General features: G+C 70.6%; 10 protein-coding genes, 1 tRNA gene and 1 pseudogene. 9 read left to right on the top strand and 3 right to left on the bottom strand.

Annotation, left to right across the window (positions count from 1 at the left end):
• Positions 1-12 precede the first annotated feature (12 nt).
• Positions 13-1,419, top strand: a complete 1,407-nt coding sequence (locus tag KVA01_RS11890; RefSeq protein ID WP_141270462.1) for an MFS transporter — start codon at positions 13-15, stop codon at positions 1,417-1,419.
• Positions 1,420-1,507: 88 nt separating this feature from the next.
• Here the strand turns inward: KVA01_RS11890 and dcd are convergent, their stop codons facing one another.
• Complete coding sequence (gene dcd, locus KVA01_RS11885; protein ID WP_068469319.1) at positions 1,508-2,086, bottom strand: dCTP deaminase; 579 nt, start codon at positions 2,084-2,086, stop codon at positions 1,508-1,510.
• A gap of 114 nt (positions 2,087-2,200) precedes the next feature.
• On the opposite strand from dcd, the gene KVA01_RS11880 reads away from it, so the two are divergent.
• The 7 genes and pseudogenes from KVA01_RS11880 (at position 2,201) to KVA01_RS11850 (ending at position 8,491) form a co-directional block, all read left to right on the top strand.
• A tRNA-Gly gene (locus tag KVA01_RS11880) sits at positions 2,201-2,271 on the top strand.
• Positions 2,272-2,411: 140 nt separating this feature from the next.
• Complete coding sequence (gene panD, locus KVA01_RS11875) at positions 2,412-2,864, top strand: aspartate 1-decarboxylase (protein ID WP_141270460.1); 453 nt, start codon at positions 2,412-2,414, stop codon at positions 2,862-2,864.
• Between the two features lie 97 nt (positions 2,865-2,961).
• On the top strand, positions 2,962-3,882 hold the full coding sequence (locus tag KVA01_RS11870; protein ID WP_141270458.1) for an AEC family transporter: 921 nt from the start codon (positions 2,962-2,964) through the stop codon (positions 3,880-3,882).
• Between the two features lie 129 nt (positions 3,883-4,011).
• Positions 4,012-5,328: pseudogene (locus KVA01_RS11865) on the top strand (extracellular solute-binding protein).
• A complete protein-coding gene (locus tag KVA01_RS11860) occupies positions 5,325-6,293 on the top strand; it encodes a carbohydrate ABC transporter permease (RefSeq protein WP_068469248.1) in 969 nt (322 codons plus the stop codon). Before KVA01_RS11865 ends, KVA01_RS11860 begins: the two are co-directional and overlap by 4 nt.
• A gap of 6 nt (positions 6,294-6,299) precedes the next feature.
• On the top strand, positions 6,300-7,136 hold the full coding sequence (locus KVA01_RS11855; protein ID WP_068469247.1) for a carbohydrate ABC transporter permease: 837 nt from the start codon (positions 6,300-6,302) through the stop codon (positions 7,134-7,136).
• A gap of 47 nt (positions 7,137-7,183) precedes the next feature.
• Positions 7,184-8,491: an ABC transporter ATP-binding protein gene (locus KVA01_RS11850; RefSeq protein WP_068469245.1), complete on the top strand. Its 1,308-nt coding sequence runs from the start codon at positions 7,184-7,186 to the stop codon at positions 8,489-8,491.
• 180 nt (positions 8,492-8,671) lie between these two features.
• Here KVA01_RS11850 and KVA01_RS11845 read toward each other — a convergent pair whose 3' ends face one another.
• Complete coding sequence (locus KVA01_RS11845; RefSeq protein WP_231860638.1) at positions 8,672-9,274, bottom strand: hypothetical protein; 603 nt, start codon at positions 9,272-9,274, stop codon at positions 8,672-8,674.
• A 349-nt stretch (positions 9,275-9,623) separates the two neighbouring features.
• On the opposite strand from KVA01_RS11845, the gene KVA01_RS11840 reads away from it, so the two are divergent.
• Positions 9,624-10,604 carry a hypothetical protein gene (locus KVA01_RS11840; protein WP_141270456.1) on the top strand — a complete coding sequence of 327 codons (981 nt, stop codon included), beginning with the start codon at positions 9,624-9,626 and terminating at the stop codon, positions 10,602-10,604.
• Positions 10,605-10,666: 62 nt separating this feature from the next.
• Here the strand turns inward: KVA01_RS11840 and KVA01_RS11835 are convergent, their stop codons facing one another.
• On the bottom strand, positions 10,667-12,556 hold the full coding sequence (locus KVA01_RS11835; RefSeq protein ID WP_068469238.1) for an NHL domain-containing thioredoxin family protein: 1,890 nt from the start codon (positions 12,554-12,556) through the stop codon (positions 10,667-10,669).
• Positions 12,557-12,794 lie beyond the last annotated feature (238 nt).

Below are 12,794 nucleotides of genomic sequence, written 5' to 3'. Positions count from 1 at the left end.
TAGGGTGAGCCCATGAGCGGCGAGCACACGACCACCGCGGGCCGCGCGCCCGGGCCCACCGCACCCGAGGGCGGGTCGCGCGCCCGCGTGCTGATGTGGTGCCTCTGGGACACCGGGACCTCAGCCTACAACGCGGTGATGCTCACCTTCGTGTTCACCGTCTACCTCACGAGCGAGTCCTTCGGCTCCACCGAGCACACCTCCACCCTGCTCTCCGTGGCCATGACGGTCGCCGGGGTCGCCATCGCGGCGACCGCCCCCATCATCGGCCAGCGCAGCGACACCCCGCGCTCCCGAGCGAACTTCCTCACCGTCAACACGGTGGTGCTCGTCGCGTGCACCGCCCTCGCGTTCTTCGCCCGGCCCGAGCCCGCGTTCCTGGTCTTCGGAGTGGCCCTCGTGGCGCTCGGCAGCGTGGCGCAGGAGTTCGCCACCGTGAGCTACAACGCCATGCTCCCCGCCCTGGCCGGACCCCACCGCATGGGCAAGGTCTCCGGGTGGGGCTGGGGCGCGGGGTACGTGGGCGGGATCTTCGCGCTCGCGTTCGTGCTCTTCGGGTTCGTCACGCCGGGCTTCCTGGGGATCCCCACCGCGGGCGCCCTCAACTACCGTTCCGTGGCCCTGTTCAGCGCCGCGTGGATCCTCGTGTTCTGCCTGCCGCTCATGCTCGCCGCCCGCTCCATGCCGTTCCGAGCATACGACGGTGAGATTCACGACGAGGCCGCGGGCACCGCCCCGCTCATGCGCACCGACGCGCTGCCGGTCACCCCGCCCGCTCCGCGCCAACGCGGCATCCTGGGCGCCTACGCCGAGCTCTTCCGCACCATCGCCGGGTTGTGGCGGGTCTCCCGGGCCACCGTGTTCTTCCTGATCTCCTCCGCCGTCTACCGGGACGGCCTCGCCGGGATCTTCACGTTCGGCGGTGTCCTCGCGGCGGAGACCTTCGGCTTCTCCCTCACGGAGGTGATCATGTTCGCGGTGGCAGCCAACCTGATCGCCGCCCTCGGCGCCTTCGTGGGTGGCGCGCTCGACGACGCCGTGGGGCCCCGCGCGGTCATCACCGGTTCCCTCGTGGGCGTGCTGCTCGCGGGGTCCGTGCTGCTCTTCTGGAGCGGCAAGCCCGCGTTCTGGGTCTGCGGGCTGGCTCTGTGCCTGTTCGTGGGACCGGCCCAGGCGGCGTCGCGCACGTACCTGGGGCGGCTGATCCCGCCCGGGCGCGACGGCGAGATCTACGGCCTGTACGCCACCACGGGACGCGCCGTGAGCTTCATGGCGCCGGGGCTCTTCGGGCTGTTCGTGAGCGTCATGGGCGCGCAGATCTGGGGTGTCGTGGGGATCATGGTCGTGGTCGCGGCGGGGCTCCTACTGCTGCTGCTCACGCCGCGCCCGCCGGAGGGCTTCACGACCGCCCAGGTGTGAGGACCGCAGCGCGCACATGCCGCGCGGGGAATATCAGGCGAGTCCGGACAACAGGGGCGGACTCTGCGACCGGACGTGGCCGGCGTCGTCACTCGATGACGGTGCGCTCGAAGTTCAGGTGGCTGCGCGACGCCGTGGGCCCGCGCTGGCCCTGGTACTTGTTGCCGTAGGCGCCGCTGCCGTAGGGGTGCTCGGTGGGCGACGAGAGCTGGAAGAAGCACAGCTGACCCACCTTGGAGCCCGGCCACAGCTTGATGGGCAGCGTGGCCATGTTGGACAGCTCGAGCGTCACGTGGCCCGAGAAGCCCGGGTCGATGAACCCGGCCGTCGAGTGCGTCAGCAGCCCCAGCCGCCCGAGGGAGGACTTGCCCTCCAGGCGCGCGGCGACGTCGTCCGGCAGCGTGACCTTCTCGTACGTGGCCCCAAGCACGAACTCCCCCGGGTGCAGCACGAACGGCTCGTCCGGGGCGACCTCCACGAGCCGGGTGAGCTCGGGCTGCTCCTGCGCCGGGTCGATGTGCGCGTACTTGTGGTTGTCGAAGAGCCGGAACCACCGGTCCAGGCGCACGTCCACGCTCGCGGGCTGGATCATGGCGGGCTCGTAGGGCTCCAGGCGCACGCGCCCCGAGTCCAGCTGACGGCGGATGTCACGATCTGAGATGAGCACGGCACCACGGTAGTCCACGCCCCCGCCCACGGGCAGGTGCGGAACAGCGCCGCGCGGCAACGTGTTGTACAGTGGTGGGCGTTCGTCCGGGCGCACGGCGCACGAACGGGCCACGCGGCTGTAGCTCAATGGTAGAGCGCACGCTTCCCAAGCCTGATACGCGGGTTCGATTCCCGTCAGCCGCTCCGCACCTCTCGCAGGACGCCCCGGGTCACCGCCATGGTCCCCGGGGTGTTCCATTCCAGGGGTGCCCACGGCACGCTGGCCCCGCGCGGACACACCGGGACGGGGCCGGGCGCCACCACCCACCGCATGAGGAGCCGTCATGCTGCGCACCATGTTCACCGGCAAGATCCACCGCGCCACCGTCACGCAGGCGGACCTGCACTACGTAGGCTCCGTGACCGTGGACCAGGACCTGCTGGACGCGGCGAACATCCTGCCCGGCGAACTCGTGTCCATCGTGGACATCACCAACGGCGCGCGGCTGGAGACCTACACGATCGCCGGCGAGCGCGGCAGCGGTGTACTGGGCATCAACGGCGCCGCGGCGCACCTGGTGCACCCCGGGGACCTCGTGATCCTGATCGCCTACGCCCTCATGGACACCACCGAGGCGCGCTCCCAGGAACCCCACGTGGTGCACGTGGACGAGCACAACCGGATCGTGGCCCTGGGATCGGATCCGGCGGACGCCGTCGTCGGGGACATGGTGCGCCCGCCGCACGCCCGCCCGCACCTGCGGGCGCAGGAGGACGCCGCCGTCCCCGGCCCGTGACGCGGCTGCGGGGCCGCGCCGTCGCCCCCGCGGACCCGCAGTGCCGGGCCCTGAAGCGCCGGGGCCCGCACCACCGTCGAACCGAGGAGTCGGGAGCATGAGCGGAGTCGCCTCCGGGTTCTTCATCGTGTGGGCGGTGATCGGCACGGGCTACGTGATCGGTCGGCTGGGCCTGCTCGGCCCGCACGGGCAGCCGGTACTGTCCAAGCTCGCGTTCTACGTGGCCTCCCCGCCGCTGCTGTTCGTCACGGTCTCGAAGGCGGACATCAGCCACATCTTCTCCGCTCCCCTGGTGGTCGCGAGCCTCTCCGCGTGGCTCACGATGCTCGCCTACGCGGCGGTCTCGCGCCTCGTGCTGCACCGCGACGCCTCCACCGTGGTGATGGGCGCGCAGGCCGCCGGCCAGGTGAACTCCGCGAACCTCGGGATCCCCATCGCGCTGTTCGTGCTGGGGGACGCCTCGCAGGTTGCGCCCGTGATGCTCTTCCAGCTCGCCCTGAACACCCCGCTCTACCTCACGGTCATGGACACCCTCACCGGCGGCGAGCGCCCCACCCCGGCCTCGGTGCTCAAGACCGTGGTCACCAACCCGCTGATCGTGGGCTCCGGGCTGGGCATCGCGTCCTCGCTCACCGGCGTGACCCTGCCGGAGCTCGTGATGCAGCCCGTGGAGATCGTGGCCGGGGCGGCGGTGCCGGCCATGCTGCTCGCGTTCGGGATCTCGCTGGTGGGCTCGCGCCCCCTCTCCGAGCCAGGCACCCGCACGGACACCCTGCTGGCCTCCGGCGCCAAGGTGCTCGTGCACCCCGCCCTCGCCCTGCTCATCGCGTGGGCGCTCGGCCTCACGGACCACGTCCTCTACGCGGCGGTCATCATGGCGGCGCTGCCCACGGCCCAGAACCTCTACGTCGCGGCGGTGCGCTACGACCGCGCGACCACCGTGTGCCGGGACACCGTGCTCGTCACCACCGTCGTCTCCATGGTCGCCATGGCGGTCGCCGCGGTATTTCTCTCCTGACGCCGAGTCACGTGACGTTTGTGACACATACCACCCGTAGACTATGGAGATGCTGAATCGTCCGACATCCCCGCGGGATCCGTCGGGCCCACTCCGTCAGCAAATGCGCTCGTCAGAAGAGGAACCATCGTGAAGTCCACCCACCACTCGCACCGGGCCGGGAAACCGCGCGCCGTCCGCAGCGTCGCGGCCGTCGTCGCCGCGTCCGCCATGCTGCTCACGGGGTGCGGCAGCGGGGAGTCAGGCCCGCCCACGCTCACCTGGTACATCAACCCGGACGACGGCGGCCAGGACGTCCTGGCGCAGCAGTGCTCCGACGCGTCCGGGGGCAAGTACAAGATCCAGACCTCCCTCCTGCCGCGCGACGCGTCCTCGCAGCGCGAGCAGCTCGCGCGCCGTCTCGCGGCCGGGGACACCTCCATGGACATCATGAGCCTGGACCCCCCGTTCGTGCCCGAGCTCGCCGAGCCCGGCTTCCTCGCCAAGCCGCCGGCCGACGTCGCCTCCGCCACCACCAAGGACACCCTCGAGGGCCCGTTGCAGGGCGCCACGTGGAACGGCGAGCTCGTGGCCGTCCCGTTCTGGGCCAACACGCAGCTGCTGTGGTACCGCGAGTCCGCCGCCAAGGCCGCGGGGCTGGACATGTCCAAGCCCGTCACGTGGGACCAGGTCATCAAGGCCGCCAAGTCCCAGGACAAGTACCTGGGTGTGCAGGGCGTGCGCGGCGAGGCCATGTCCGTGTAGGTCAACAGCCTGGTGGAGTCCGCCGGCGGGCAGATCGTCGCGGACGGCCAGAACGGTCAGGACGCCAAGATCACCCTCGACTCCGAGGCCGGCAAGAAGGCCGCGGACGTCATCGGGACCATCGGCAGGGAGGGCCTCGGCGGCCCCGGTCTCGCCACCCAGGACGAGAACGCCTCCATGATCCAGTTCCAGGGGGACAAGGGCTCCTTCATGGTCAACTGGCCGTTCATCTACTCGGCCACGAAGGCCTCCGTGAAGGAGGGCAGCGTGGACCAGTCCGTGCTGGACGACATCAAGTGGACCACCTGGCCCCGCGTGGACGCGAACACCGAGGCGCACCCGCCGCTGGGTGGCATCAACCTGGGCGTGGGCGCGAACTCGCAGCACCAGGACCTCGCGTGGGACGCCGTCCAGTGCATCGTCTCCCCCGAGCACCAGTCGCAGTACTTCGCGACCAACGGCAACCCGCCGTCGTCGGCCAAGGCGTTCGACGACCCCGAGGTCAAGAAGGCCTACCCCATGGCCGACATCATCCGGAAGTCCCTCGACGCCGCCAAGCCCCGCGCGCAGACCCCGTACTACAACGAGATCTCCACGGCCATCCAGCAGCACTGGACCCCGCCGGCGGACGTCACCGAAGACACCCCGCGTGAGACCACCGAATTCATCAAGGAAGTCCTGAAGGGAGATGCGCTGCTGTGAGCACCACCGTGAATTCCTCCGCTCCCGCCGCGGCGCCGGAGAAGACCCGCACCAAGCGTCATCTCTCGGACCGCGCCCGTGCCGAGCGCAAGCTGGGCTGGCTGCTCGCCGGACCCGCGTTCGTGATCATGCTCCTGGTCACGCTGTACCCCATCGTCCAGGCGCTGTGGGACTCCCTGTTCAACTTCCGCCTCACCGCTCCCGGTGACAAGGAGTTCGTGTTCCTGGGCAACTACGCCACGGCGCTGTCAGACATCGTGTTCTGGCGGGACCTGGGCGTGACCCTGCTGATCACGGTGGTCACCGTGGTCGTGGAGCTCGTGCTCGGCCTCGCGCTCGCGCTCGTGATGCACAGCGCCGTCAAGGCCACGCGCGGCCTGCTGCGCACCGCCATCCTGGTGCCCTACGGCATCATCACGGTGGTCTCCGCGTTCGCCTGGTTTTACGCCTTCGACATCACCACCGGCTACGTCAACAACTGGCTGTCGTGGCTGCCCATGATCGGCCCGGACTTCAACTGGTTCGCCTCCGCGGGCCCGTCCCTGTTCGTGATCATGGCCTCGGAGATCTGGAAGACCACCCCGTTCATCTCGCTGCTGCTGCTCTCCGGCCTGGCTCAGGTCCCGGGCGAGCTCACGGAGGCCGCCCGCGTGGACGGCGCGTCCTCCTGGCAGCGGCTGTCCCGGGTGATCCTGCCGAACATGAAGGCCGCCATCATGGTGGCCGTGGTGTTCCGTGCGCTGGACGCCTTCCGCATCTTCGACAACGTCTTCATCATGACCAAGGGCCAGTACGGCACCGAGACGCTCTCGCTGCTCGCGTACCGCACGTCCATCGGTCGCCTCGAAATCGGCCTGGGTTCGGCCATCTCGGTGATCCTGTTCATCTGCGTGATGCTCATCGCGCTGGTGGCCATGAAGATCTTCAAGGTGGACCTCACCGGTGGCTCAGGGAAGGGGAAGTAACCCGCCATGTTGAGCACGAAACAGAAAATCGGCTGGACCGTCATCTCGATCCTGGTGTTGGTCTACGCACTGTTCCCCGTCCTGTCCATCCTGATGACCTCGTTCAAGTCCGCCTCGGACCTGAACTCCGGGAAGTTCATCCCCAGCAAGTTCGTCACGGACAACTACGAGCAGATCTTCGTGGGCGGCGCCAAGGACCTGTTCCTGCCGGCGCTGCGCAACTCGATCGCGATCTCGCTGATCGCCACGTTCATCGCCGTGGTGCTCGCCACGCTGTGCGCCTACGCGATCGCCCGCCTGGACTTCCCGGGCAAGAAGATCGTGCTGACCACCGCGCTGCTGGTCTCCATGTTCCCCGTGATCTCCATCGTCACGCCGCTGTTCAACCTGTGGCGCCAGGTGGGCCTGTACGACACCTGGCTCGGCCTGATCATCCCCTACCTGTCCCTGACGCTGCCGATCTCCATCTGGACCCTCGCGGCGTTCTTCCAGCAGATCCCGTGGGACCTGGACCGTGCGGCACAGGTGGACGGTGCCACCACGTGGCAGGCGTTCCGCAAGGTGATCGTCCCGCTCACGCTGCCCGGCGTGTTCACCACGGCGATCATCGCGTTCTTCATCGCGTGGAACGACTTCGTGTACGGCATCGGCCTGACCTCCACCGCGGCGGCCCGCCCCGTGCCGGCGGCGCTCGCGTTCTTCACCGGCGCCTCGCAGTTCGAGGCCCCGGCCGGTGCGATCTCCGCCGCGGCGATCATCGTCACGATCCCCGTGGTGCTGCTCGTGCTCGCCTTCCAGCGCCAGATCGTCTCCGGCCTGACCCAGGGCGCGGTCAAGGGCTGAGCCCGCCCGCCCCATCCACGCTTAGACACAGATAGGACTGAGTAGACATGGCAGCAATCACCATGGAACACCTCGTCAAGAAGTACGACGACGGTTTCCCCGCGGTCAACGACATCTCCATCGATGTCGCGGACGGCGAGTTCCTGATCCTCGTGGGGCCGTCCGGCTGCGGCAAGTCCACGCTCCTGCGCATGGTCGTGGGACTCGAGGACATCACCTCCGGGGACCTGAGCATCAACGGCGTGCGCGTGAACGACCGCCAGCCGCGCGACCGCAACCTGTCGATGGTGTTCCAGAACTACGCGCTGTACCCGCACCTGTCGGTGTACGAGAACATCGCCTTCCCGCTGCGCCTGTCCAAGGGCCAGTTCAGCGAGGAGGAGATCGACCGCAAGGTGCGCGAGGCCGCGGAGACCCTGGACCTCAACGAGCACCTGGACCGCAAGCCGGCGAACCTCTCCGGCGGCCAGCGCCAGCGCGTGGCCATGGGCCGTGCGATCGTGCGGGACGCGGACGCGTTCCTCTTCGACGAGCCCCTGTCCAACCTGGACGCCAAGCTGCGCGGGCAGATGCGCACGGAGATCGCCCAGCTGCAGCGCCGCATGGGCATCACCTCGCTGTACGTGACCCACGACCAGACCGAGGCCATGACCCTGGGCGACCGCGTGGCGGTCCTCAAGCGCGGGCAGCTGCAGCAGATCGCGTCCCCGCGGGAGCTCTACGAACAGCCCGTCAACCTGTTCGTGGCGGGGTTCATCGGCGCACCGTCCATGAACTTCATCCCGGCGCGCGTCAACGGCTCCGTGTTCCAGACGCCCATCGGGGACATCGAGATCCCCGAGCGTGTGCAGGGCAAGCTCGCGAACGCCCCGGAGATCGTGCTGCTGGGTCTGCGCCCGGAGCACTTCGAGGACGCCAAGTTCGTGGACGAGGCGAAGATCCCGCACGGGACCGTCTTCGACTCCGAGTTCACGCACACGGAGTGGTTGGGCAACCAGCAGTACGGCTACATCCACTACCAGCAGGACCAGGCGGTCCAGCACAAGCTCAACGAGCTCGCGCAGGAGCTGGACGCGGACGAGATGCCCGCCCAGGTGGTCGTCTCGCTCGACGCCTCGTCCCGCATCCGCGGTGGGTCCACCGCCAAGATCTGGCTGGACAGCCGCAAGATGCCCGTGTTCAACCCCGAGACCGGCGAGAACCTCACGCGTGACGCGGAGGCCGGTGCCGAGCTGACCCGCGAGGCCAACGAGGAGCGCAAGAACGAGATCGAGCGCGCCCGGCAGCGCGACAGCGCCGCGCGCGGCGGCGCGGAGCAGGCTCAGGCCGGGGCGGGCAGCACCGCCGCGGGCTGATTCCCGTTCCCTCCGCCAGGACGGATGACGGCCGGTTCCCCTCAGAGGGGACCGGCCGTCGTCGTGCCACGCCCCCACGCTGCGAGGCGCGGCGTCATCCGTCCGCGCCGCGCAGCGTCGGCGTCGGGCAGGACCCGACGGCGCGGCGGGGCGGCGGGGCGCCTCCTGATGGCACCCCGCTCAGGGGGAACCGTGCGCGACCGCCCACCACACGAGCAACCCGATCACTCCCAGCAGCGCGAGCGAGGACGCCGCGTAGCGCACGCGCGGGTACCGCACCCGCCACGAGACGAGGCGGGGCCAGTGCTCGCGCACCTGCGCGGGGGTGGCCCGCGTGAAGTTCACGTGCTGCGCGCCGGAAACGCGGGCGATCTCGTCGAGGCTCCGGGCGTCCCACACGGTGCCGTCGAGGGCGAGTGCGCAGCGGCCGGTCTCCGTGACGAACCACAGGTAGGGGCGCCCGCGTCCCTTGCCGGTGGGCGGCAGCAGCTTCTCGACCGTGACCACGCGAGCGATCCGTTCCCGCGGCACGGCCCGGAAGCCGACCCAGCGGGAGACGAGCACGAACCCCGGGGTCAGCACGGCCAGGGCGGGCCGCAGGTAGACGTAGGCGACCACGAGCCCCACCAGCGCAAGGAACGCCAGCGCCCCGGTGACCGGTCCCGCCGGACGCCGGTAGTAGATCATCCCCACGGCCAGCACCGTGAGCAGCACGGGGGCCAGTGCGGCGGACAGCCGCCTGCCGTAGGAGCCGAGCCTGGGGTGGAAGACGTGCTCGGGCACGCCGTACCTCGGGGGGACTTGTCGGACGGTCTCTGCCATGCGCTGCTTCCGTGCTCGTCGTCGTCGCCGCGCCGTGCCGGGGTGGCGCGGCCCGGATCAGCCTAGCCGTCGGCGGCGGACGGGGGCACGACGTCGTCCCCTCCCGGCCCCGGCGCACGGCACCGCGGCGCGCCTACCGCCGCGCGCGTACCGCCGCGCGCGTACCGCCGCGCACTCGCACCGCGACCCGCGGACGCCGCCATCCGCCGATGCCCCCGATGCCCCGATGCCCCGATGCCGGAGGACACCGGGGGACGCACGACGGCGATACGGCGGCCCCGGGGCCCGGCATGAACTACCGTGAGGAGCCATGGGACGCAGTGATCGCATCGTCAGGGCCGTGGGGGCGTGGTTTTTCCTGATCGTGCTGGCGGTGGCTGCGGCCGCCGTGACCATCGCACTCGTGAACAAGTACCAGTACGGCCCGGAGACCGAGGTCAGGGAGTACTTCCAGGCGCTGCAGGACGGGGACGGCTCCAAGGCGCTCGGCCTGCTCAACGCCACGGTCCCGGACTCGAACGCCGCTCTGCTGGACGGCGATCCGCTCGCGGAGGCGGGCAAGCACCTGCGGGAGGTCGAGGTCTCCACCGTCTCCTCGGACGGCGACACCACCACCGTGCGCGCCGACTACCTCCTGGACGGCAAGCAGGCGTCCTCGGAGTTCAAGCTCCACCCCGCCGCCACCCAGTGGGGCTTCTTCACCGTGTGGGACTTCGACCCCACCACGCTGCCCACCATGTCCGTGTCGATGCCCGGCTCCACCGCCGTGGACATCAACGGCGTCTCCGTGGCGCTGCGGGACTCCTCGCGCGAGTTCGCGGTCTTCTACCCCGGCGTCTACACCGGGTCCTACACCTCCCCCATGATCACCGCGCAGCCGCAGGAAGTAGCCGTGAGCGACGCCGCCAAGGGCACCACCATGAAGCTCACCGCCGTGCCCTCGGAGCAGCTGCGGCAGCAGGTGGACCAGCAGATCCACGACCGCCTGGACGCGTGCGCGAAGAAGGACAGCCTCTACCCCGCCGACTGCCCGTTCAGCCACGAGTTCGCCGGCCGGATCCAGGACAAGGTCACCTGGAGCATCAAGGAGTACCCGCGCCCCACCGTCCGGCTGGGCGGCAAGCACGCGGACCAGTGGTCCCTGCCGGACAGCAGGGGCACGGCGCACATCGAGTTCACCGCGGTGAACCTCTACGACGGCACCACCTCGAAGGTCTCCGAGGACGTCCCGTTCACCTTCCGGGGCACCCTGCAGGTCACGCGGGACAAGGTTACCGTCACGCCCCGCTGACGTCCCGTCGTCCTCTCCCGCGGCCTCTCATGGCTACGACGACGCCGCGCGGCCCGCGCCGGTCAGTCCAGTCCGCGCAGCTCCAGCGTCAGGGAGGACTCCGCCGCGGGATCCACGGTGAAGGGGATGCCCCAGTCCTGCTGATACAGGTGGCAGGCCGCGTGCTCGGGGATCTCGCCGTCCGGGGAGCCGTCGCACGCCGCAGCACGGGCCGTGATGTGCAGGACGCCCTCCGTGACCCCGTCCGCGAGGCGCAGGGTGCGGGTGAGGCCCTGGGCGGTCCCGTCCCCGGCCGCGAGCGCGTCCTCCGGGGAGGAGGAGACCTTCAGCTGGGTGGGGTCGCCCCACCGGGTGTCGAGCTTCTGCCCGGACGGCGCCGAGAAGCGCACGGCCAGCTCGAGCTCTCCCGGTGCCACCGGGGTGCGCTTGCGCTGCATCTGCGCGGCACCCTCGTCCACCGTCTGGGCCTGCTTGGGGACGGCCACGCGCACGAGGCGGTGGGCGTTGGTCTCCACGACCACGAGCACGGGCTCGTCGTGGCTCGTGTCGAGCAGCACGTCCGAGGGCTCGGCGAGGCCGCGGGTCAGGGTGGAGACCTCGTTCGTGGCGGGATCGTAGCGGCGCACGGCGCCGTTGTAGGTGTCGGCGACGGCCACGGAGCCGTCCGGGAGGACGGTCACGCCCAGGCAGTGCTGCAGGCGGGCCTGGTCCGCGGCGCCGTCGCGGAAGCCGAAGTCGAACAGACCGAGGCCCACGGCGGAGTCGACCGCGGCCACGGCGCCGTCGTCCGCGAAGCTCACGCGGCGCAGCGCGGAGGACTCCGAGTCCGCAACCCACACGGTGCCGTCCACCGCCTGCGCGAGACCCGAGGGCTGGGCGAACCAGGCCTGCGCCGGGGCGCCGTCCCGCAGGCCCTCGTCCCCGGTGCCGGCCAGCACGTTCAGCTCACCGCTGCGCGGGTCGAAGCCGAAGAGCTGGTGGGTGCCGGCCATCGCGATCACGAGCGTGCCCGCGGCCTGCGACCACACGAGGTCCCACGGCGAGGACAGTGCCACGGACAGCGGGTCCCCCGCGGGGATCACGTTGGGGTCCACGCCGCGCGCGCGGGCGTCGTCGAGCAGGCGCTGCACGCCGTTGCCCGCGATGGTGCGCACCGCGCCGGAGCCCAGGTCCACCCCGCGCAGCCGGTGGTTGACGGTGTCCGCGACCACGAGGTCGTAGCCGACCTCGGAGCGCACGTCCTGCGGGAGCACCGCGATGCCCTGGGGCTCGTTGAAGCGCGCGTCCTCGCGCGGGCCGTCCGCCCAGCCCTTGGTCCCGGAGCCGATGCTGCGGCGCACCGTGGTGAGGTCCGACTCGAGCTGCACGAGCCGGTGGTGACCGGTGTCGCTGACCATGAAGGAGCCGTCCGGCAGCGCCACGACCTTGCCGGGGAAGCGCAGATCGCCCTCCGGCCGGGGGCGGGGCACGTACGGCCCGTCGCCGCGGTGCAGCGTGCCCTTGGCCTCGTGCTCCGCGACGAGCTCGGCCACGAGGGACTCGAGCCCCTGCACGTGGCCCTCGCCGGAGAGGTGGGCCACGATGTAGCCCTCCGGGTCCAGCACCACGAGCGTGGGCCACGCACGGGCGGTGTACGCGTCCCAGGTCTGCAGGCGCGGGTCGTCCAGCACCGGGTGGGTGATCTCGTAGCGGTCCACGGCGGCGGCGAGCGCGTCCGGGTCCGCCTCGTGCTCGAACTTCGGGGAGTGCACACCCACGGTCACGAGCACGTCCGAGTACTTCTCCTCGAGCGGGCGCAGCTCGTCCAGCACGTGCAGGCAGTTGATGCAGCAGAAGGACCAGAAGTCGAGCACCACGATCTTGCCGCGCAGCACCTGCAGGTCCAGCTGCTCGCCGCCGGTGTTCAGCCAGGCCCGACCCTCGAGCTCTGAGGCGCGGACGGGTGTGTTCATGCGTGCAGCAGTCACGACGGAGGAGTCCTTCCGGGACGGGGAGAGTGGTCTACCGGGCACAACGCTATCGCCGTCCCGCTGCTTCCCGGGCCTCGCGTGACGCCCCGCGCACGGTGCGGGGCGGACTCGCGGCAGCGTCGGGGCACGGCCGCGGAGGCGCAGGGGGTCGCGGTGGCGAGGTCCGCCGCGGGGGCGACGACGCCGCTCGGCTCAGCGGCGGGTGTCGTCGCCCTCCGCG

The organism is Kocuria varians (genome assembly GCF_006539885.1).
Lineage (GTDB): Bacteria > Actinomycetota > Actinomycetes > Actinomycetales > Micrococcaceae > Kocuria > Kocuria varians.
Note: the sequence above shows the minus strand (reverse complement) of the source record. Positions and strands in the feature narration are given on the sequence as shown.

Bases quoted from the DNA above. Each gene is read 5' to 3' on its own strand.
- KVA01_RS11870 (WP_141270458.1), top strand. From the start codon at position 2,962: ATGAGCGGAGTCGCCTCCGGGTTCTTCATCGTGTGGGCGGTGATCGGC.
- KVA01_RS11855 (WP_068469247.1), top strand. From the start codon at position 6,300: ATGTTGAGCACGAAACAGAAAATCGGCTGGACCGTCATCTCGATCCTG.
- KVA01_RS11835 (WP_068469238.1), bottom strand. From the start codon at position 12,556: ATGAACACACCCGTCCGCGCCTCAGAGCTCGAGGGTCGGGCCTGGCTG.
- panD (WP_141270460.1), top strand. From the start codon at position 2,412: ATGCTGCGCACCATGTTCACCGGCAAGATCCACCGCGCCACCGTCACG.
- KVA01_RS11840 (WP_141270456.1), top strand. From the start codon at position 9,624: ATGGGACGCAGTGATCGCATCGTCAGGGCCGTGGGGGCGTGGTTTTTC.
- KVA01_RS11850 (WP_068469245.1), top strand. From the start codon at position 7,184: ATGGCAGCAATCACCATGGAACACCTCGTCAAGAAGTACGACGACGGT.
- KVA01_RS11890 (WP_141270462.1), top strand. From the start codon at position 13: ATGAGCGGCGAGCACACGACCACCGCGGGCCGCGCGCCCGGGCCCACC.